This is a genomic window from Devosia sp. (genome assembly GCF_025809055.1).
Classification (GTDB): domain Bacteria; phylum Pseudomonadota; class Alphaproteobacteria; order Rhizobiales; family Devosiaceae; genus Devosia.
The window spans coordinates 1,417,399-1,436,101 of record NZ_CP075529.1 but is presented as its reverse complement, the minus strand read 5'-3'; the positions used below and the strand labels follow the sequence as shown (position 1 = coordinate 1,436,101).

19 protein-coding genes are annotated in these 18,703 nt (G+C 63.4%); 8 read left to right on the top strand and 11 right to left on the bottom strand.

Annotation, left to right across the window (positions count from 1 at the left end; translation table 11 throughout):
* The first annotated feature begins 103 nt into the window (after nt 1-103).
* The gene (locus KIT02_RS07025; protein ID WP_297584090.1) at nt 104-1,663 is read left to right on the top strand and encodes a hypothetical protein; all 1,560 of its coding nucleotides are present in this window, start codon (nt 104-106) and stop codon (nt 1,661-1,663) included.
* Here KIT02_RS07025 and KIT02_RS07020 read toward each other — a convergent pair.
* Entirely contained in the window at nt 1,660-2,106 is a 447-nt protein-coding gene (locus KIT02_RS07020; RefSeq protein WP_297584088.1) for a hypothetical protein, read from the bottom strand. The two genes, KIT02_RS07025 and KIT02_RS07020, sit on opposite strands and share 4 nt — an antisense overlap.
* A 179-nt stretch (nt 2,107-2,285) precedes the next feature.
* Between KIT02_RS07020 and motA the strand changes: the two genes are divergently transcribed.
* Complete coding sequence (gene motA, locus KIT02_RS07015) at nt 2,286-3,149, top strand: flagellar motor stator protein MotA (RefSeq protein ID WP_297584084.1); 864 nt, start codon at nt 2,286-2,288, stop codon at nt 3,147-3,149.
* A gap of 24 nt (nt 3,150-3,173) precedes the next feature.
* Nucleotides 3,174-4,094, top strand: coding sequence for a flagellar motor protein MotB (locus KIT02_RS07010; protein WP_297584081.1), 921 nt, complete (start codon nt 3,174-3,176; stop codon nt 4,092-4,094).
* 32 nt (nt 4,095-4,126) lie between these two features.
* Here the strand turns inward: KIT02_RS07010 and KIT02_RS07005 are convergent, their stop codons facing one another.
* The 3 genes from KIT02_RS07005 to KIT02_RS06995 all read right to left on the bottom strand — a co-directional run bounded on the left by KIT02_RS07005 (nt 4,127) and on the right by KIT02_RS06995 (nt 6,926).
* A complete protein-coding gene (locus KIT02_RS07005) occupies nt 4,127-5,659 on the bottom strand; it encodes a permease (protein ID WP_297584078.1) in 1,533 nt (510 codons plus the stop codon).
* Nucleotides 5,656-6,408 carry an ABC transporter ATP-binding protein gene (locus KIT02_RS07000; RefSeq protein WP_297584075.1) on the bottom strand — a complete coding sequence of 251 codons (753 nt, stop codon included), beginning with the start codon at nt 6,406-6,408 and terminating at the stop codon, nt 5,656-5,658. The genes KIT02_RS07005 and KIT02_RS07000 overlap by 4 nt, the downstream gene beginning before the upstream one ends.
* A gap of 86 nt (nt 6,409-6,494) precedes the next feature.
* Nucleotides 6,495-6,926: an organic hydroperoxide resistance protein gene (locus KIT02_RS06995; protein ID WP_297584073.1), complete on the bottom strand. Its 432-nt coding sequence runs from the start codon at nt 6,924-6,926 to the stop codon at nt 6,495-6,497.
* Nucleotides 6,927-7,026: 100 nt separating this feature from the next.
* Here KIT02_RS06995 and KIT02_RS06990 point away from each other — a divergent pair, with 100 nt between their 5' ends.
* Both KIT02_RS06990 and KIT02_RS06985 read left to right on the top strand, forming a co-directional pair.
* The gene (locus tag KIT02_RS06990) at nt 7,027-7,479 is read left to right on the top strand and encodes a MarR family transcriptional regulator (protein ID WP_297584070.1); all 453 of its coding nucleotides are present in this window, start codon (nt 7,027-7,029) and stop codon (nt 7,477-7,479) included.
* A gap of 62 nt (nt 7,480-7,541) precedes the next feature.
* A complete protein-coding gene (locus KIT02_RS06985) occupies nt 7,542-7,733 on the top strand; it encodes a hypothetical protein (protein WP_297584067.1) in 192 nt (63 codons plus the stop codon).
* Nucleotides 7,734-7,782: 49 nt separating this feature from the next.
* Here KIT02_RS06985 and KIT02_RS06980 read toward each other — a convergent pair whose 3' ends face one another.
* The 3 genes from KIT02_RS06980 to KIT02_RS06970 form a co-directional block, all read right to left on the bottom strand.
* Nucleotides 7,783-8,766, bottom strand: coding sequence for a ribonuclease (locus KIT02_RS06980; protein WP_297584064.1), 984 nt, complete (start codon nt 8,764-8,766; stop codon nt 7,783-7,785).
* A 64-nt stretch (nt 8,767-8,830) separates the two neighbouring features.
* Nucleotides 8,831-10,816 (bottom strand): bifunctional 2',3'-cyclic-nucleotide 2'-phosphodiesterase/3'-nucleotidase, encoded by a 1,986-nt coding sequence (locus KIT02_RS06975; protein ID WP_297584061.1) that lies wholly within the window; start codon nt 10,814-10,816, stop codon nt 8,831-8,833.
* Nucleotides 10,817-11,067: 251 nt separating this feature from the next.
* The gene (locus KIT02_RS06970) at nt 11,068-11,991 is read right to left on the bottom strand and encodes a sugar kinase (protein WP_297584058.1); all 924 of its coding nucleotides are present in this window, start codon (nt 11,989-11,991) and stop codon (nt 11,068-11,070) included.
* A 128-nt stretch (nt 11,992-12,119) separates the two neighbouring features.
* On the opposite strand from KIT02_RS06970, the gene KIT02_RS06965 reads away from it, so the two are divergent.
* Together KIT02_RS06965 and KIT02_RS06960 are read left to right on the top strand one after the other, a co-directional pair.
* A complete protein-coding gene (locus KIT02_RS06965; RefSeq protein WP_297584055.1) occupies nt 12,120-13,595 on the top strand; it encodes a mannitol dehydrogenase family protein in 1,476 nt (491 codons plus the stop codon).
* Between the two features lie 70 nt (nt 13,596-13,665).
* A complete protein-coding gene (locus KIT02_RS06960; protein WP_297584053.1) occupies nt 13,666-14,589 on the top strand; it encodes a neutral zinc metallopeptidase in 924 nt (307 codons plus the stop codon).
* 6 nt (nt 14,590-14,595) lie between these two features.
* Here the strand turns inward: KIT02_RS06960 and KIT02_RS06955 are convergent, their stop codons facing one another.
* From KIT02_RS06955 to carA, 3 genes are read right to left on the bottom strand one after another with little or no spacing between them, the layout of a single operon-like run.
* Nucleotides 14,596-14,904, bottom strand: coding sequence for an AzlD family protein (locus KIT02_RS06955; RefSeq protein ID WP_297584049.1), 309 nt, complete (start codon nt 14,902-14,904; stop codon nt 14,596-14,598).
* The gene (locus tag KIT02_RS06950) at nt 14,901-15,614 is read right to left on the bottom strand and encodes an AzlC family ABC transporter permease (RefSeq protein WP_297584046.1); all 714 of its coding nucleotides are present in this window, start codon (nt 15,612-15,614) and stop codon (nt 14,901-14,903) included. The genes KIT02_RS06955 and KIT02_RS06950 overlap by 4 nt, the downstream gene beginning before the upstream one ends.
* 33 nt (nt 15,615-15,647) lie before the next feature.
* Complete coding sequence (gene carA / locus KIT02_RS06945; RefSeq protein WP_297584043.1) at nt 15,648-16,859, bottom strand: glutamine-hydrolyzing carbamoyl-phosphate synthase small subunit; 1,212 nt, start codon at nt 16,857-16,859, stop codon at nt 15,648-15,650.
* 189 nt (nt 16,860-17,048) lie between these two features.
* Between carA and KIT02_RS06940 the strand changes: the two genes are divergently transcribed.
* Nucleotides 17,049-17,504: a GatB/YqeY domain-containing protein gene (locus tag KIT02_RS06940; RefSeq protein WP_297584035.1), complete on the top strand. Its 456-nt coding sequence runs from the start codon at nt 17,049-17,051 to the stop codon at nt 17,502-17,504.
* Between the two features lie 3 nt (nt 17,505-17,507).
* Here the strand turns inward: KIT02_RS06940 and KIT02_RS06935 are convergent, their stop codons facing one another.
* Nucleotides 17,508-18,653: a GGDEF domain-containing protein gene (locus KIT02_RS06935; RefSeq protein WP_297584032.1), complete on the bottom strand. Its 1,146-nt coding sequence runs from the start codon at nt 18,651-18,653 to the stop codon at nt 17,508-17,510.
* Nucleotides 18,654-18,703 lie beyond the last annotated feature (50 nt).

Here is an 18,703-nt window from a genome sequence, read left to right as displayed (position 1 = left end):
GGGCCGTTCTTTTTTTGCCTGCTGTGCCTGGCACCATGAACCGGGGGTGGCCGGGTCATTCGGGCGCGCTAGGATATGGTCTGATCCTGGCGATGGACGCGACATGCAGTGGATTTATCTGGTTATTGCCGCAACGGCGGTGTTCACGCTGGGGTGCTTGTGGTGGGTGCGGCGAGCGGAAAAAGCGCGCCAGCGGACGCGTGCGACCGGCGACATGCTGCTCACCCGGTTGCAGGATGCCAATGCGAAACTATCGGCGGCGGTGGCGTCGGAACATGCCGTCATGGCTGCCATGTCGCTGCTGCCGGAAACGGTCGGGCCGCGCGAGGCTTTGGACAGGCTCAGGGCGGAAGCGCCGGACCGGTCCGAGCATGACTACCAGGCGCTGATGCTGCATGGCTGGGAAGTTCAGAGGCGGCCGCAGGCTTTGGCGGCGCTGGCGGGACTGGCCTTGCTGGGCAAGACCAATATGAGCCCGATGCTGTGGCGGGCGCTGAAGGATGGCGCGGCGCCGCTGCTTGATCAGATCGCAACGGGAATCGAAGCCGGTTTCGCTACTATCCCGCCCACCGTCAAGACATCGGGTTTGCCCGTGACCCTGCGCGATGCCGCTGCGCGGGTCGAGGTCGATGCTCCCGCCGTCGCCGACCGGCTGCGCCGCGTTGCGGATGAGGTGACGGTGCCAATCCGTAAACAAGCCTTCGACAGCCTGCTTTTCGCAATCGAGAGGCAGGAAGACGCGGGTGATGTCGATCTCAAGACCAGAGTGGGAGAGCTTGCCAAACAGTGCTGGCCGGGCTTTGCGGAGCTTGGCGAACATGTTCATGCCCTGATCGATCAGCATGACGCCAATGAAGCGCTCTCGGCGCATATCTGGTTCGACAAGGCGGTGCTGCACCATTTTTACGATGCGCCGCACGGGCTGGACGGGTTCGATGCCGGTGCCGCCGTTGAGCGGCTGTGCGCGGGGCTCGTGTCACCTGACGCAGGCGTTTCGGATTTTTCCGCCGTGCAGGCCGCAGATCTCATCGGCGACTATTTTTTCGACAGCCCGGAGCACCATGCCAGATTGCAGACGGCGCTTGACCAGGCCGTGTGGTTGCATGGGCCCAGTGCCAACTACGATTGGCTGGATGAGGCGTTGAGCCCGCACCAGGTGCAGGCCGAGCGGCAGCGCATGGCCGAAATGGGCGTGGCCCGGCAAGGTGAGGTCATGGCTGGGGTGGATGCGCTGGTTAGGGCGACTTCGACGCAGGACCCTGAAGTGGCTTTGGCCGAACTGCGCGCCATATTGCCCGATATGCCGCCCGATTTGCTGCGCGTGGCGCTGACCCAGCGCTGGCAGGTGGACCGCGCGCCCGTGGCCCTGGTCGCCCTCGTGGGCCTGGCGCTCGAGGCGTTGCAGGCCCCTGAGGTGGACGGCAAGCTGGTCCAATCCTGCCTCGCCTGGCCGCTCAGGGAAGGGCCGCCCGAAATGGTTGCCGGGGCGGTAAGGGTGCTGGAACAGCATTTTTCCCGCGCCGATCCGTGGCTCGAGCGGCAATGGTCCATTGCGGAACTGGAGCGGGCAGCCGCGCGCATCGATGAGATCGACCGCTCCACAGCCGGCGCGGTGAGGGCGCTGGCGGCACGGGCGGCGGCGCGTCGCGCAAGCAAGCCCTAATTGTTGATGCTGAAAATGCCCCACTGGGTTTCGGCGCAGGCATCATCAAGGCAGATATTGGTGATCCACATGGCGCCATTGCCGATGCCGACACCCTCGCTGGTGACGATGAGATCGGCGACATCCTGCTCGAGGATGGCCTGCTGTGTGTCCGCGGAAACCAGCATGTCGAAATTATCGACCAGGTCCTCGGGTTCAAGCACGTCATAGACTTCGCCATTGGCGGAAATCGCCATCGGGAACAGGCCATACTGCCCGAATGTCACCGGATCGCCGAACATCAGCGCGTCCTGAAGCAGGCCGAAAACCTCAAAGAACCCATCGGCATTGCCGTGAATGTTTTCGATATTGTCCCAGACCGCTTCCTCATCCTGCGCCATGGCAGGAACCGGGTTTGCAACCAGGCAGGCGGTCAGGGCGAGGGTGGCGATGGTCAGGCGCATTTCTTGGCTCCGATGCTGAGAATGTCCCTGCGTGCAGCAGGCCAACCAAATTGCGCCAATTGCAAGAGTGATGCGGTGAATACACGCACTGTTAAGCCTAAATCCGCACTATGCGGTGGCGGCATTGTGCGTTTTCCGGGGGCCGCATCCATACTGCGTTCGAGTTTGAGTGTGCGTCCATGCGTCTGATCATCGGTATCATAGTTGTCTTCGGCTGCGTCTTCGGCGGCTACGCGGCGATGGGCGGGCATGTGGAGGTGCTCTGGCAGCCCTTCGAATTCGTCATCATCCTGGGTGCTGCAGTCGGCGCCTTCATCATCGCCAATGGTGCGCCGGTGCTAAAGGCGGTTCCGAAAATGTTCGGGACGCTTCTCAAGGGGCCGAAATACAACAAGGCCGCCTATGTCGAACTGCTGGGCCTGCAGTTCTCCATGTACAAGCTGATCCAGCAGAAGGGCATTCTGGGGATCGAGCCGCATATCGAAGACCCGCACAATTCGACGCTGTTCAACGCTTTCCCGACCTTTGCCAAGAACCATCACGCGGTGGAATTCGTCTGCGATTACATGCGCATGGTGACCATGGGTTCCAACAATGTCCATGAAATGGACGCCCTGATGGACGAAGAGCTGGAAACCCATCACCAGGAGCAGGAGCGGTTGGTGTCGGCCATGCAGGCCATTGCCGATGGCACCCCGGCGCTGGGCATCGTGGCCGCCGTGCTGGGCGTGATCAAGACCATGGGCGCGATCTCCGAGCCGCCCGAAGTGCTGGGTCACCTGATCGGCGGTGCGCTTGTCGGCACGTTCTTTGGCGTGTTCGTCGCCTATGGCTTCTTTGGTCCCTTCGCCCAGTCGCTGAAGACCACGTTCGAGGCCGAATCGAAGTATTTCCTGTCGCTGAAGGTCGGCCTGCTTGCCCATATCGGCGGACAGCCGCCGGTGATGGCGATCGAGTTTGCGCGCAAGGCGCTGATGAGCGAAGTGCGCCCCACCTTTGCCGAAGTCGAAGCCGCGACCGCCACACTGCCCGCAACGGCCTGAACGCTTTAGGAAAGGCCGCTGTCCATGGCTGGCTACGATCAACCCATCATCATCAAGAAGGTCAAGAAGGCCAGCCATGCACACCATGGCGGCGCCTGGAAGATCGCTTATGCCGACTTCGTGACGGCCATGATGGCGTTTTTTCTCCTGCTCTGGCTCATCAGCATGGCGACGCCCGAGCAGAAGGAAGGCCTGGCCGACTATTTTGCCCCCGCTGCCGTCAGCCTCTCCACAAGTGGCGCCGGTGGCGTCATGGGCGGCAATGCCATGGACAATTCGGGCAACCAGATGTCCGGCTCATCCGCCGACGTCATCAAGGAGGCTCCGGCCTCGCCGCAAAGTTCGGACGAAGGGACGACCGACAACCATATTGGTGGTCCGTCGCGCCAGCAGGGCAGCGAGATCGAGGCGAGCAGCGACAGCGAGTTCAACCTGCAGTCCATCGACCGGCAGGCCTTCCATAGCGCGGCGGCCAGCATCAAGCAGGCCTGGCAATCGCTGCCGGAAGTGACCCCGTTCATGGACAATCTGCTGATCGAGGAAACCAAGGACGGCCTTGATATCCAGATCGTCGATCAGCAGGGCCGGCCGATGTTTCCCGAAGGATCGAAATACCCGCTGGAGCCGACCCGCGCGGCCATTGCGGCGCTGGCGCCGATCCTGCAGCAGCTCAATGCGCAGATCACCATTTCGGGGCATACCGCGGCCGGCGGGCGCTACGACAATCCGCGCTATGGTCCGTGGGAATTGTCCGCAGATCGGGCCAATGTCGTCCGCGCCACGCTCGGCGAGTTCGGGCTGGGCGACGACCGCGTCAAGTCGGTGACCGGCCGCGCCACCGACGAACCGTTCTTCCCCAACGATCCTTATATGGCTGCCAATGAACGCGTGCGGATCACCGTCCTGCACGCGCCGCCGCCGGTGCCCGTGGGCCTGCAGCCTTAGCTATCGCCTTGGACCGGAGCGCGCCCGGCTCGTCAGGGACTCCTGGGTGCAATCAGGCGGGCCAGGCCGAGGACGAAAAGCGCGGCGATTGCCGGGCCGAGCGCCAGGGGAGAGCCAGCGGCCCAGAGGGCTCCGGTGCCGGCCCAGAGAATTGACGAGAACGCTTCGCAGAGCGTTGCGGCCCGTGACGCGACCTGCCGCCGCCGGAACATGGAGCGCTTGGCGGTGACGCGAAACCAGAGCTGGATGGCCGTGGCGGCGCCGGACGCCAGGGATGCGCAAACCGCGATGATTAAAGCCATGGGCCAGGCGATCAGGGCCACGATCGCGAGCAGCGGCGCGAGGATGACGGCGATGACCGCCAAGACCGATTCCACCTTGGCCCGCAGGATCGTCGTGGGGGCGAGGGGCGCGGTGGCAACCAGGTCGTGCGCATCTTCGCCGGAAATGGCAAGCCAGGCGAGGCCGCCGGCAAGCTGGCCTGCTGCCATGACAAGCACCGGGACGATGACGATGAAGCTCGCCCCGTCCGAACCGTAATTGACCCAAAGCAGCAGGGCCGGGGGCACGAGGTAGAGCAGTTGCATCAGCGTCTGCGACAATAGCCATGGATCGCGTTGCAGCAGTTTCCATTCCTTGCGCCGCAGGGCTTGGCGCTGGGTGGATGGCGCGAAGGCATTGCGGGCGGCGCGGCGCTGGCTGCGGATGTGGCTGAGGCCGGCGGCTGAGGTGGCTAGCCGGGCATAACTGGGTGCTATGGTCAGAATGGTGGTGCCGAGGATGGCCAGCGCCAGAGCCAGCAGGACGAGGGCCGCGACGGTGTCGCCCATGGCAGCGCGTGCGGGCAGCCAAACAAGGCTCGTGAGGTCGGGCGCGTTGGCGATGAGGTCTTCGGACTGCAGGAAGGCGAGGCGCGAAAAGCCTTCATGGGACAGGATGGCGGCCGCCTGGATGCCGATGACGAAGCCGGCGCCGACAATGCCGGCGACGATCTGCGCCAGCAGCCGCGTGCGCCGCGGGCCTGCGAGTTGAAACAGCAACCGGGTCAGGGCCATGGCGATGGAGACGGACAGCAAGGCGAGCGCCAGGAGCACCAGATAGCTCGACAGCCACTGCCACCCATCCTGGAAAACGAGCGAGAGGATCAGGGGACTGATCAATAGCGCACCGAGCGCGGCCGTGGTGACAGCGATGGCGGCGCCGCGAACCGCAAAGAGGCGTTGGCTGGATGCGGGCGAGGACAGGATGAGATCGAGGTCTGAACGGGTGTAATAGACCCGCGTCACCGACTCCAGGGCCTGCGACAGGGTCACGGTCCAGAACAGCAGGCCCATTCCGGTGACCAGCACCAGGGTCGATTTGTCGGCAAACACGCCTGCTTCCACCCACGGGCGCACGGTGAACCAGGCAATGAGCGTCATCACCGCATAGACCGCGCCGCCGCCAAGCACCCAACCGATGAGGCGGGTGCGCCGGCCGCCGGTCATCATGGCCAGGGCGTCGCGCCAGGCGAGGCGGAATTCGTGCCGGGCAAACCAGGCGAGCGATGCCGGCGCCAGGTTCACGCGACAACGCCTTCGGTGGCGGGCGCCTGGGCCACGAGGTCGAGGAAAATCTCTTCCAGCGTGGTTTCCCGACCGATGCGATTGCGGAGTTCGGCCAGCGTGCCTTCGGCAATGAGGCGCCCCTCGGCAATGACGCCGATGCGCTCGGCCATGCGTTCTGCGACTTCGAGAATGTGGGTGGTCATGATGACGGTGACGCCCATGGCGGTCTTTTGCCTCAGGACATCCTTGACCTGGCGGGCCGATCCGGCGTCGAGGCCGGTCAGCGGTTCATCGAGGATGATGAGCTGGGGATCGTGGACGAGGGCGCCGGCAAGCGCCACCTTTTGCAGCATGCCCTTGGAAAAGCCACCGCACAGTTGATTGGCGTGTGGGCCGAGGCCGAGCCAATCGATCAGCTCGTGAGCGGACTGTCGGGCGCGATCAGCATCCACCTGCCAGAGCCCGGAAACGAAATCGAGATATTCGAGGGGAGTGAGGCGCTCATAGACCATGGGCTCATCGGAAACCCAGGCCACTTTCTGCTTGGCGGCAACGGGATCAGCCAGGGCGTCGATGCCGAAGATCGAAATTGTGCCGGCGTCCGGCCTCAGCAGGCCCGCGACCATGCGCAGGATCGTGGTCTTACCCGCGCCATTGGGTCCGAGCAGGGCGTAAAACTCGCCGGGCTCGATCTTGAGGTTGACGCCCTTCACGACGGGCCGGTCGAACGATTTGGCGAGGCCGGAGAGATGCAGGGCGGCAGGCATTTGAGCTCCATTTCTGGGTACAAACTAGGCGTGCCGCCCTTTCAGTCCTGTGAAGGACGATCGTTAATGAATCGTCCCGGCCGGGATCAGACCACGGTCAGGGTGACGTCGACATTGCCGCGCGTCGCATTGGAATAGGGGCAGACCTGGTGGGCCTTGTGGACCAGGTCTTCGGCCTGGGCCTTGTCCATTCCGGGAATGGTGACCTTGAGTTCTGCGGCAATATTGAAGCCGCTGCCCTTGGCGTTTTCGCCGAAGGAGACGGAGGCGTCGATGGTGGTGTCGTCAGGAATCTTGACCTTTTCGCCCCTGGCGACGGCCTTGAGGGCGCCGAGGAAGCAGGCGGAATAACCGGCGGCGAAAAGCTGTTCGGGATTGGTGCCCGGACCGTCATTGCCACCCATGGCCTTGGGGGTGTCCAGGGTTACCTCGAGGCGCCCGTCATCAGTCTTGCTGGTGCCGGTGCGGCCGCCGGTGGTGTGGGCGTGGGCTGTGTAAACGGCGGATTTGATGCTCATGGCTCTCTCCTTGGTTGATGGATCATTCATTATCGTGCAATTCAATTGTGTGCAATGAAATTTTGTGTGATAGTTTGATCGAAAGTTCCGGGAACCCATCATGTCCGAACAGCCGATGGCCACAATCGACCAGATGCTCTGTTTCACCGTTTACGCGGCGGGGCACGCCTTTACCCGCTTCTACAAGCCGAGACTGGACGCGCTGGATCTCACCTATCCGCAATACCTGGTGTTCCTCGTGCTGTGGGAACAGGATGACATTACGGTCAAAGCATTGGGCGACAAATTGTTCCTCGATTCGGGCACGATCACGCCATTGATCAAGCGCCTGGAAGCGCGCGGGCTGGTCAAAAGGCGCCGCGACGAGGACGATGAGCGGCAGGTGCGGATTACGCTGACGCAGGAGGGCAGGGCGCTGAAGGACAGGGCGCTGACCGTGCCGCTGGCCGTTGCCAAGGGGGTCGGCGGGACGCAGGCGGATGCCGATCGTTTGCGGGTGGAATTGCTCGCCTTGCGGGAGCGGCTGGACGCGGCGCTCGCGGACGAGCGCTAAGTTCTCAATCGGAACCTTTGTTGCGGCGGTGCCGTTTTCACCGCAGATACAAGGAGGCTCGCATGAGTAATGAACGTGAAACGGTGATCGTCGAACGGGGTGGCAGCGGCATGGCCGTGATCGGTGGCGTGGCTATTGTCGTGCTGTTGCTGGTCGTCGGCTATTTCGTCTTTTTCAATGGCCAGGGCGGCGGCGGCACAGTCGATATCGACGTTCCAGCCGTCAGCGTGGACGTGACGCCCGACGGGCAATAGACCTCCAATCCAGATTATTCAGCGGGCGTCCCTCGGGGCGCCCGTTTTGTTATCGCAGGCCGACAGCATCCACCTGGCCGGACCGGCAGGCGCTATCCAGCGGGTCAGCGGCAAGGATCAGGTCCGCGAAATCGTCCGGCCCGGCGATTTTGCCCGTCAACGCGATGCGCAATTCGGTGATGAGCGTGCGGTTGCCATCGGGTTCGCAGTCGATGGCCACGCGCTCGCCGGCCCCCGGGCCGAAGGCGCGGTCAAAGGCCGAGCGGATATCGACCAGGGTTATGCGCCTGCCAGTATTGCCCGCGAAAAGCTCCGAGACTTCAGAAGCGTTGAGCGCCAGCATGAGATCGAGTGAGGCGCCGATATAGGCGCGCTGGTCGCCGTCATAGCAGGAGCCGTGCTTGACCCATTCGTGGCGGTCGAGCCCCGAGAGGCTGCCGGGCATGACTTCGTCCAGTTCGCGGCGCTGCGCGATGGTCAGATCGAGCGCGGGCAGGTCGCGCCAGCGGCCGTCTATGCTGGCCCAGCGGTCCCGCTCGGAAACATCGCAATATTCATTGTCGCGCGGCTGCGGCCAAAGCCCATGCAGGGTGAAGTTGGTTGCCTCGAAACTGTTCGGGTGCTGGTCGCGGCATTCCCGAACCCGCGTGTTGAGTTCGCAGAAGGCAGGTTGCCAGTTCGCGGCCAGAATATACTGCGTGCCGCGATAGGTCTGTGAGACCGGCGCGGCGTCCTCCGGCTGCGACAGGGGTTGGCCGGTCGTCCCGCAATCGACCTCGACCCAGCGCTGCGCAGGCGAAGCGCCTGCGATTTCGATGCGAACATGAGTAGCGGGCGTCTTGTTGGCGGCGAGAAGGTCATAGGTCTCGCCCGGCCGTATCTCGATATTGCCGGGATTGGTCTCACGGCTGATCGACTGGTAGGCGGGACAGGTCTCGGTCACGTTGAAAGAACCGGTAAGCGGCACTTCAGCATGGACCGGCAGGGCGACGAGCGAGAGGGCGAGGGCCAGAACGAAAACAGGTTTTGGCATCTCGCCTCCCGGTCAGTACCGGGGAGCCATAACGGCTCCCCAGACAGATTGCAAAGGCGGTCGGCTACAGGGTGATCCGGTAGATGCCGAAGCCATCGGCGTCGGTTTCCCCGGTCGCCTCGATGCTGACAGCCGTGACGTCGCCGACATGCTCGGCCGCCTTCGGACCTGTCGCGAACAGGACCGTCGTGCCTTCGATGGGCGCGAGCGACCAGTTGCTGTCGGCCTTGGGGTCGATGGTGCCGTTTTCGATGATGAAGCGGACGATGATATCGCGGTTGGTATCGGGGCCGATGAAGATGATCTTGTCCGCCCCGGTGCCCGGGAACGTGCCGCCGCCGCCAGCGCGATAATTGTTGGAGGCGATGACGAATTGCTGCGCCGGATCAATCGGGGCGCCGTCATACATGAGATCGACGATCCGATTGGCGTCGGGGTTGAGCGTTTCCTTGCCGTCGCTGGAATATTTCGAGGGCTGGGTGAGGTCGATCTTGTAGGTGACCCCATCGATGACGTCGAAATTGTAGGACGGAAAGTCCGGATTGATGAGGTCGGCGTCTGCGGCGCCGGCCTCGACCTGGTTGAAGATACCGGCGGAACGTTCCAGCCAGTCCTTGACCTCGGCACCGGTGATCAACAGGGCCTGGATGGTGTTGGGATAGAGATAGAGATCGGCCACGTTCTTGATCGCGACCGGACCGACGGGGACGTCGGTGTAGTAGTCCGGGCCACCACGGCCACCGGCCTTGAAGGGCGCCGCCGCCGAGAGAATGGGCAGGCCTTCCCATTCGGTGCCTGCCATCATCTGCTCGATATACCAGGACTGCGCCTGGGAGACGATCTGCACGGACGGATCGTCGGCCACCAGCGCAAAGTAGGAGTGGAGCGGCGCGGCGGTCTCGCCGACCGGGCGGCGGATGTAGTCGAGCGTTTCCTGATGCGCTGCGGCAACCACTTCTTCGACCGTTGCGACGGACTCGACCGTGGGCACGTTCTTGTTGTCCACGCGCTCGACGATCGGGCGGGCTTCGGACGTATGGGAGACGATGGACCACTTGCCTTCAGCGTCGACCTCGAGCAGCAGATCGACGAGGCCCATATGGCTCCCCCAGAAGCCGGCCATGACCGCGGGCTTGCCCTGCAGCGTGCCGGCCGCCGCGTCTATGCCCTCAATGCCGTCATAGGTCTCGCTGGGGAAAACCAGATGGCTGTGGCCGGTCAGGACCACGTCGATCCCCTCGACGCCGGCGAGGTGGAAAGAGGCGTTTTCCATGCCGGAAACATACTCTTCGGCATTGATGCCTGAATGGGAGAGAGCGACGATGATGTCGGCGCCTTCTTCACGCATTTTCGGCACGTAAGCTTCGGCGGTTTCGACGATATCGCGCACCGCGACATTGCCGGTCAGGTGTGTCGCGTCCCAGGTCATGATCTGGGGCGGCAGGAAGCCGATGACACCGATCTTGATCGTATGGGTGCCGCCCGCGCCATCGGTCAGTTCTTTTTCGATGATGCGATAGGGCTCGATATAGGTGTCGTCGGAGAGGGCATCGGCCCCAAGGTCGGCGCCGCGCACCAGATTGGCTGAGACGAGCGGAAATTCGGCGCCTTCAAGGGCGCGGTCGAGGAATTCCAGGCCATAGTTGAATTCGTGATTGCCCAGGGTGCCGGCATCGTATCCGAGGCTGTTGAGCGCGGCGATGGCCGGGTGGATGTCACCCTGGTTGAGGCCCTTCTCATAGGCCATATAATCGCCCATGGGATTGCCCTGGATGAGATCGCCATTGTCGAACAGGACGGCATTGCCGGCTTCGGCGCGAATCTCCTCGATGATGGCAGCGGTGCGGGCCAGCCCCATCGTGTCGTTGGGGGCGTCGGCGTAATAGTCATAGGGCAGGATGGCGACGTGAATATCGGTCGTCTCGATGATGCGCAGATGGGCCTGGTTGGACTGGGCCAGCACCGCGAAGGGGTGCATGGCAACCATGGCGCCGACGCTGGCTGAGCCTGCGAGGAAGTGGCGCCGGGAAAGGCTGGGAAGAAAATTCATCGATGTTCTCCATGTGAAACGCCTCGGCCATGGGGGCCGCGCTCCCATGGTTGCCGGATCAATGCCGGTTCGTGTGCTCCGGCCGCACCGGAGCGGGCTCGCTCATGCCGCATTGGGGTGACGCGGGCATGACGATTGGGTGGAGACGGTATGAAGATTTTACCGAGTGGTCAAATTATGACAATGCAAGCATCGCCCGGGCGGATAACCGGGTGACGTGCAATGGCCGGGGGGCCGCGCTCGGGGATGGGTCAGGCCGGTTGCTGAATCAGCTTGGGATCGACCAGTGCGCCCTTGTGGCCGATGACAATGCCGGCGGTCCGGTGGGCCGCTTCCGCCGCCGCTGCCAGGCCCTTGCCGTTGAGGCGGGCCGAAAGGTAGGCGCCGTTGAAACTGTCGCCGGCGCCGGTGGCATCCACGACCTTGGCGCCGGGCCTGGGCGCAATGCGAACCCGCTCGCCCGCCGTCGCGATGACCGCTTCGCCGGCTCCGTCCTTGACGACCACTTCCTCGACGCCGAGTTCGAGATAGCGGTCGGCGGTTTCATCGGCCGACTTGTCGCCAAACAAAGGTGCCTCGTCGGTGTGGGTGGGCAGGACGATATCGCAAAGGCTGGCGGCAGCGGTCAGCACCGAGCACATGACGCGCGGGCTCGACCAGAGGGCCGGGCGGATGTTGGTGTCGAACGCGATCCGTGCGCCATTGTCGCGCGCCTTGACGATGGCGCCGAGGAGCCGGCCACGGGCGCGCGGGGCCAGAATGGCCAGCGTGATTCCGGAGAAATAGACGAGTTCTGCCTTTTCGACCGCCTTGGCCAGCGCCTGCTTGTCATCGGCCAACAGCTTGGCAGCGGAGGTGTCGCGCCAATAGGTGAAATGGCGGTCACCCTTTTCCTGATGGATGATGTAGAGGCCCGGGCGGCGGCCGGGAATGGTCTGGATGTGGCTTGTTCCAATGCCATTGCCATCGAGGAAACTGCGGATATCGTTGGAATACCGGTCCTCGCCCAGGCCGGTCACATAGTCGACCGACCAGTCTTGCCCAAGCAGGGCCCGCAGATACCAGGCTGAGTTGAGCGTGTCGCCGGCATAGCCGAGGCGATAGGTGCGGTCTTCACCGCCGCTCATCTCGATCATGCATTCTCCGATTGAGACGATGCGCCGGGCCACTGCCATTCTCCTCCGAAAGCGTAAGCGGGGTTATGCCGGTGCGGGCTTGCTCCGGCAAGGGCTTGCGCATAAACAGGCTCCTACCTTGGCATCATCTTCCATACAAGATGCTGCCTTTCGAGTGGGAGACCAATGTGACCAAGCTTCGCCTCAGTTCGCAAACCCTGCCAAAGCTGGCCGAGGGGACGCATGTACCCGCATATGACCGGTCCGGCGTGACCCCGGGTATCGTGCATCTGGGCATTGGGGCGTTTCATCGGGCGCATATGGCTGTCTATGTCGATGACCTGCTGAAAGCCGATCCGAGCTGGGGCATTGTCGGGGCCAGCCTGCGCCGCCCGGACACGAAAGAGGCCCTGGAGCCGCAGGATGGGCTGTACACGATCGCCGTGCGCGATGCGGCGGGCACGCATCCGCGGGTCATCGGGTCGATCCTGTCGGTCATGGATGCCAATACGCAACGCGAGGAATTGCTGGCGCTGATGGCTGACCCGGCTATCCGCATCGTTTCGCTGACGGTCACCGAAAAGGGCTATTGCCACGATCCCGCAACGGGAGAACTGGACACCAAGCATGCCGACATCGTGCATGACCTGGCCAATCCGGCCGCGCCGAAATCGGCTCCGGGCATGCTGGTCGAAGCCCTGGCGCGCCGCAAGGCCGCGGGAGTGGCGCCGTTCACGGTGATGAGCTGTGACAACCTGCCGAGCAATGGCGAAACCGCGAAGCGGATCGTTACGCGCTTTGCCGCCTTGCGGGACGCGGAACTGGGCGATTGGGTGGCCGGGGTCGCCTTTCCCTCGACCATGGTCGATCGCATCGTGCCCTCGACCACCGATGCCGACCGGGCCGAAGTCTCCGGGCTGATCGGGGCGGAGGACGCCTGGCCGATCATGACCGAACCCTTTACCCAGTGGGTGATCGAAGATCATTTCCCCGGCGGCCGGCCGGCATTCGAAAAGGCCGGCGCTCAGCTTGTCGCCGATGTCGAACCCTTCGAGCACATGAAACTGCGCATGCTCAACGGCTCGCATTCGACCATGGCCTATTCCGGTTATCTCGGCGGCTACGAGTACATTGCCGAGGTCATGGGTGACCCCGCCTATGTCGCGCTGATCCACGGATTGATGACCGATGAAGCAATGCCGACGCTGGATATGCCAGGCGTCGACCTGGGTGCCTATCGCGACCAGCTTTTGGAGCGGTTCCGCAATCCGGCGCTGAAGCACCGCACATGGCAGATCGCCATGGATGGCAGCCAGAAGCTGCCGCAGCGCCTGCTGGGCACGATCCGCGACCGCCTGGCGAATGGGCAGGGCATCGATCGGCTGGCGCTGGGGGTTGCCGCCTGGATGCGCTATGTCACCGGCATTGCAGAGGATGGCAGCGAGATCGATGTGCGCGATCCCCATGCCCTCAAGATGCACGCCATCGCCGCCGATGCTGGAGACGATCCAGAAGCGCTGTTCGATGGCCTTGTTGCCATGAGCGAGATTTTCGGGGCCGACCTCGCGGAGAACGCGGCATTCAGGACCGCTGTTGTCGGCCATCTCGAAACCCTCTTTGAAGAGGGCGCACGGGCGACGGTTGCCAGCGTGGTTGGGGCCTAGGGTGGAACTTGTTTCCCCCCGGCGGACTTACTGATAGCGTTTAGGGGACTATCGGAAAGGCGTCGAGATCATGAAGTGGCAGGGTCGGGAGCGCAGCTCCAACATCGAAGATCGTCGCGGGCAGCGCGGCGGCGGCGGGCTGGGGGGCCTTGGCGGACTGGGTAATCGCGGCGGGATTCGGATTCCCACCGGCGGTGGCGGCTCGCGCGGCGGCATTGGCGGGCTGATCGGCATCGTGGTGGTGCTGGGCATCATCTGGTTCGCCACCGGGCAGAACCCGCTCGATATCCTGACCGGCGGCACGTCGAGCGGACCGAGCTCGAGCGCCACCTCCACGCAGTTGCCGGCCCAGGGCGAGGACGAGCTGGCCGATTTTGTCGGCGTCGTCGTCAAGGAAACCGAGGACCTGTGGAACGAAAAGTTTGCAGCGGTTGGCGAGGATTATCCCGAGCCGAACGTGGTGCTCTTCACCAATGCGGTCAACACGGCCTGCGGCGCGGCTGACTCTTCGGTTGGCCCGTTCTATTGCCCGGGTGACAGCAAGGTCTATATCGACCTCAGCTTCTACGATCAGCTCCACCGGCAGTTCGGTGCGCCGGGCGATTTTGCCCAGGCCTATGTGCTGGCCCATGAAGTGGGTCACCATGTGCAGAACCTGACCGGCGTGCTGCCCGAATTCAACCAGCGCCGGCAGAGCATGAGCCAGGAACAGGCCAATGCTTATTCGGTGCGCGTCGAATTGCAGGCCGATTGCTATGCCGGCGTGTGGGCCAATTATGCGGGCCAGCAGAACCTGTTGGATCAGGGTGATATCGAAGAGGCCCTCAACGCCGCCAATCAGATTGGCGACGATACGCTGCAGAAGCGCATGCAGGGATTTGCCGTGCCCAAGACCTTCAATCACGGCACCTCGGCGCAGCGGAAATCCTGGTTCGAGCGCGGCTATCGCTCCGGCGATCCGAGCCAGTGCGATACATTTTCGGGCAATGTCTAGGCCTGCTTAAAGCCCGAACAGGTGGCGGGCGGCCATGGCGGCTGCCCAGCCGGCGGCAAGCATGGTCAGCCCCGGAAAGCGCAGGCTGACCAGCGCCGCGACGACCAGCGCCAGGCGGACATCCCAGCCACCGGTGAAGAATGCCGGCGCCCAGAGCGTCGTAAGCACCGCTGCAGGTACCGCATTGAGAGCGGCTTCAAGCCGCGGCGGCAGCGTGCGCATACGGCTGATCAGCACATAGCCGCCAAAGCGGGTGACATAGGTGGCGACGGCAGCCGCAAGGATCAGCCAGACAGTCGAAAGCGGGTCCATCATTGTGTCACCTCATCGGCGACAGGTGCGGGCTTTTGCGGCAGGGGCAGCAAGGCCGCGACCAGGACGCCGCAGGCGGCGCCGATGCTGACGTGCCAGGGCGAGCCGATCAGGTAGTATCCGGCCACGGAGCCGGCCATGGAGGCCGCCACCACGGGGTAGAATCCGGCCTTGCGGCGGAAGCCCATGACCAGGCCCATGAAATAGATCGGCAACAGGACATCGATGGCCCAGACACGCGGGTCGCCGAGCATGGATCCGAACCAGGCGCCGAGTACCGAAAACAGTAGCCAGGGAAAATAGATCACCAGGGCGAAGGCCATGTACCAGGTGAAACTGACCGGCCGGCCTTCCTCGCCACGCCTTACGGCCTCGGCAAACTGGGGGTCGATGAGAAAGAAGAACGCAATAACCTTCTGCGTGACCGAATAGGTCCGGATATGCCGGGCAATGGCTGCCGAATACAGGATGTGGCGGAAATTGACGGCAAAGATCGAGAGCACGATCAGCCAGGGCGCGACCTGCTGGCCGAAGAGCTCGATGCCCACGAGCTGGCTGGCGCCGGCATAGATGGTGGCGCTCATCAGGGCGACGTCAAACACGCTGAGGCCATTGTCCACGGCGACGGCGCCAAAGAGCACCGCAAAGGGGCAGGCCGACAGCGCGATGATCGCGCCACCCTTGAGGCCGTCGAGAATGTCACGCTTGGTCATGCCGATCCACTGCCGCCTTGGACAGGCTCAGGTTCAGGCCGCTTCGCCGGGCGCGAGGTGCTCGGGCTTCTCGGGCAGGCCCTTGGCCTTGCGGACATGGTTGAGGAAGCGCGTGAACAGATAATGGCTGTCTTTGGGGCCGGGGCTGGCCTCGGGGTGGTACTGCACCGAAAAGATCGGCTTGCCTTCGACCGCGAGACCGGCATTGGAGCCATCGAACAGCGAGATATGGGTCTGGGTGACGCCAGCGGGCAGGCTGTCCGAATCAACGGCGAAGCCGTGGTTCATGGAGGTAATTTCGACCTTCCCGGTTGTCAGATCCTTGACCGGATGATTGGCGCCATGGTGGCCCTGATGCATCTTCGAGGTCTTGCCGCCGAGGGCGAGGCCCAGCAACTGGTGGCCGAGGCAGATCCCGAACATCGGCTTGCCGGCTTCCATCAGCTTCTGGATGGTGGGGACGGCATATTTGCCGGTGGCGGCCGGATCGCCCGGGCCATTGCTGAGGAAGATGGCATCGGGATTGTGCGAGAGCACATCGGCCGCCGAAGCGGTGGCCGGGACCACGGTCACCCTGGCGCCCTGATCGGCGAGGCAGCGCAGGATATTGCGCTTGGCGCCATAGTCGATGGCCACGACGTGGAAGTCCGGGTTCTCGAGCGTGCCGTAGCCCACATTCCACTGCCAGCCGGTCTGGTCCCAGTGATAGGTCTGGGCTGTGGTGACTTCCTTGGCGAGGTCGAGCCCTTCAAGGCCCGGAAAGGCCTTGAGTTCGGCCATGACCGAACCTTCGTCGAAGAGGCCGGTGGGCTCGTGCGCAATGACGCCATTGGGCATGCCGTTTTCGCGGATGCGGGCGGTCAGGGCGCGGGTATCGACGCCGGCAATGCCGACGATGTTGCGCTTCTTGAGCCAGGCATCGAGCTTTTCGGCGGCGCGATAGTTCGAGGGATTGGTGATGTCGGCCTTGAGCACGACACCCCGTACACCGGACAGGGCGGCCATGTTGACCGTCTCGATGTCTTCGTCATTGGCGCCGACATTGCCAATATGGGGGAAGGTGAAGGTGATGATCTGGCCGGCATAGGACGGATCGGTCAGCACTTCCTGATAACCGGTCATGGCGGTGTTGAAGCAGACTTCGCCGGCTGCGTGCCCGACCGCGCCAATGCCATGGCCCTCAAGACGGGTGCCGTCCGCCAGGATCAGAAGAGCGGTCGCGGGTTTCTGCTGCCAGCCGGTCACTTTGGGTCTCCAAGCACAGTTTGATGTGGTCGCGCGTCGAGATCGGAGGCGGGAGCCTGCCCCAGCGTCGCGGCGATGATGTCGGTTGAGGCTTCCCTTTAGAAGCCCATGCGCGCCAGCGCAAGTGGCGGATGGCGTCAATCTTGCCTATATGGGGACATCATTTGGCTCAGCAAGGAGCGCGCTCACATGCGTGAAGACATCAGCGAAGGGCTCAAGCAGGCGCTAAAGGCCCGCGATCAGCGGCGCACGGCGACGTTGCGCTCGATCAATGCGGCGATCAAGGATCGGGACATTGCCAATCGCGGCGACGGCAAGGGTCCGGCGACCAGCGATGAAATTCTCGCCATGATCCAGAAAATGGTGAAGCAGCGCGAGGAAAGCTTTGCGATCTATGCCCAGGCCGGCCGCGCCGACCTCGCCACGGTGGAAAAGGAAGAGATCGACATTCTCAACGAATTCCTGCCCAAGGGCCTGACCGAGGAAGAGGTGCTGGCGGCAATTTCGGCGGCAATCTCGTCCACCGGCGCCGAAGGTCCAAAAGACATGGGCAAGGTGATCGCCCGACTCAAGGCTGACTATCCGGGGCGAATCGATTTTGGCAAGGTCAGCGGGCAGGTTCGGGCGGCGTTGAGCGCCGGCTGAGACTCAGGCCACCTGACGGAGGGCCGCGACCTGCACCTGGTTGCGGCCGCCGTTCTTGGCCTTGTAGAGGGCGTGATCGGCCCGGCGCATCACCGACGAGAAGGTTTCATCTTTCCCCCCGATCGCGAGGCCCGCGCTGACGGAGGCGGTATCGCCTTCGGCATTGATCGGGATGAGAAGGTCGGCGAATTCGCCCCTGACCCGTTCGGCCACAGCGCGCGCAGCGTCGCGCTGAAGACCGGCCATCACCACGCAGAACTCCTCGCCACCGACACGGGCGACTGTGTCCTCGGGGCGCAGGATCGACCTGGCTATGCCGGCGAAGCGCTGCAGCACAACATCGCCGTGGGCATGGCCGCGCGAGTCGTTGATCTGCTTGAAACTGTCGAGATCGAACATCAGCACGCAAATGCCCGTGGCCAGCCGGTTTTCGTCAAAGCGGGCAAAGAGGGCTCGCCGATTGAGCACGCCGGTCAGTGCATCGGTATTGGCTTCAGCGTGATGCAGGCGGGCTGCGCGGGCATGGTGGAGGGTGAGGGTGATCGCCCCGATGCCGGTGAAACCGACAAGCGTCATGATGGAATTGAAGTTTTCGGCCCAGTTGTCGGCGGCAGAGGTCATCACCCAGGTTCCGTCCCAGGCAAGCACGGCAGCGCAGCACAGGAAGGAGACGGCAATGACCGCATAGATGACCGCATTGGCCGTCATGGCGATCGGCCCTTCCGCGCGTCCATCCCAATATTCGCGCGCGCACATCAGCATGATGACGCCGGAAGCGACATTGAGGACAATGGTGCCGGTGCCGTAATAGCCCAGCGTGAAGGGCACGGCCATGATGAGTGGCACCGCGACAGCCAGAACAATGGACGACCGCAGGTCGGCGGAATTGTCCCTGAACAGGCGCGAACCGGCATAGATCAGGGCCATGCCGACGACGACCAGGGAATAGGGCAGGAATGTCCGGAGCAGGTCATAACTGCCTGAGCGCAGCCCCATGATGGCGACGCCCAGCACGATCAGGCTGATGCCGCCCGAACCGTGGACCAGATAGCGTTCGTGGCGGGTGTTCAGCCAGCCGATCAACAACGCGATCGTCAGCGAGGCGCCGGAAAAAGCGATGCCGATTTGAAGCGTTGTGTTGTCGATCATGAGCCGCGCCGTTGCAGAGCATTTCCTGCCCTATAGCGTCTCAAAGGCTT

Coding starts and splice junctions, on each gene's coding strand:
- KIT02_RS06955 (WP_297584049.1), bottom strand. CDS start 14,904: ATGATGGACCCGCTTTCGACTGTCTGGCTGATCCTTGCGGCTGCCGTC.
- KIT02_RS06960 (WP_297584053.1), top strand. CDS start 13,666: ATGAAGTGGCAGGGTCGGGAGCGCAGCTCCAACATCGAAGATCGTCGC.
- KIT02_RS07020 (WP_297584088.1), bottom strand. CDS start 2,106: ATGCGCCTGACCATCGCCACCCTCGCCCTGACCGCCTGCCTGGTTGCA.
- KIT02_RS06985 (WP_297584067.1), top strand. CDS start 7,542: ATGAGTAATGAACGTGAAACGGTGATCGTCGAACGGGGTGGCAGCGGC.
- KIT02_RS06940 (WP_297584035.1), top strand. CDS start 17,049: ATGCGTGAAGACATCAGCGAAGGGCTCAAGCAGGCGCTAAAGGCCCGC.
- KIT02_RS07010 (WP_297584081.1), top strand. CDS start 3,174: ATGGCTGGCTACGATCAACCCATCATCATCAAGAAGGTCAAGAAGGCC.
- KIT02_RS06980 (WP_297584064.1), bottom strand. CDS start 8,766: ATGCCAAAACCTGTTTTCGTTCTGGCCCTCGCCCTCTCGCTCGTCGCC.
- KIT02_RS06950 (WP_297584046.1), bottom strand. CDS start 15,614: ATGACCAAGCGTGACATTCTCGACGGCCTCAAGGGTGGCGCGATCATC.
- KIT02_RS07025 (WP_297584090.1), top strand. CDS start 104: ATGCAGTGGATTTATCTGGTTATTGCCGCAACGGCGGTGTTCACGCTG.
- KIT02_RS06970 (WP_297584058.1), bottom strand. CDS start 11,991: ATGGCAGTGGCCCGGCGCATCGTCTCAATCGGAGAATGCATGATCGAG.
- KIT02_RS06935 (WP_297584032.1), bottom strand. CDS start 18,653: ATGATCGACAACACAACGCTTCAAATCGGCATCGCTTTTTCCGGCGCC.
- motA (WP_297584084.1), top strand. CDS start 2,286: ATGCGTCTGATCATCGGTATCATAGTTGTCTTCGGCTGCGTCTTCGGC.
- KIT02_RS06975 (WP_297584061.1), bottom strand. CDS start 10,816: ATGAATTTTCTTCCCAGCCTTTCCCGGCGCCACTTCCTCGCAGGCTCA.
- KIT02_RS07000 (WP_297584075.1), bottom strand. CDS start 6,408: ATGCCTGCCGCCCTGCATCTCTCCGGCCTCGCCAAATCGTTCGACCGG.
- KIT02_RS06990 (WP_297584070.1), top strand. CDS start 7,027: ATGTCCGAACAGCCGATGGCCACAATCGACCAGATGCTCTGTTTCACC.
- KIT02_RS06995 (WP_297584073.1), bottom strand. CDS start 6,926: ATGAGCATCAAATCCGCCGTTTACACAGCCCACGCCCACACCACCGGC.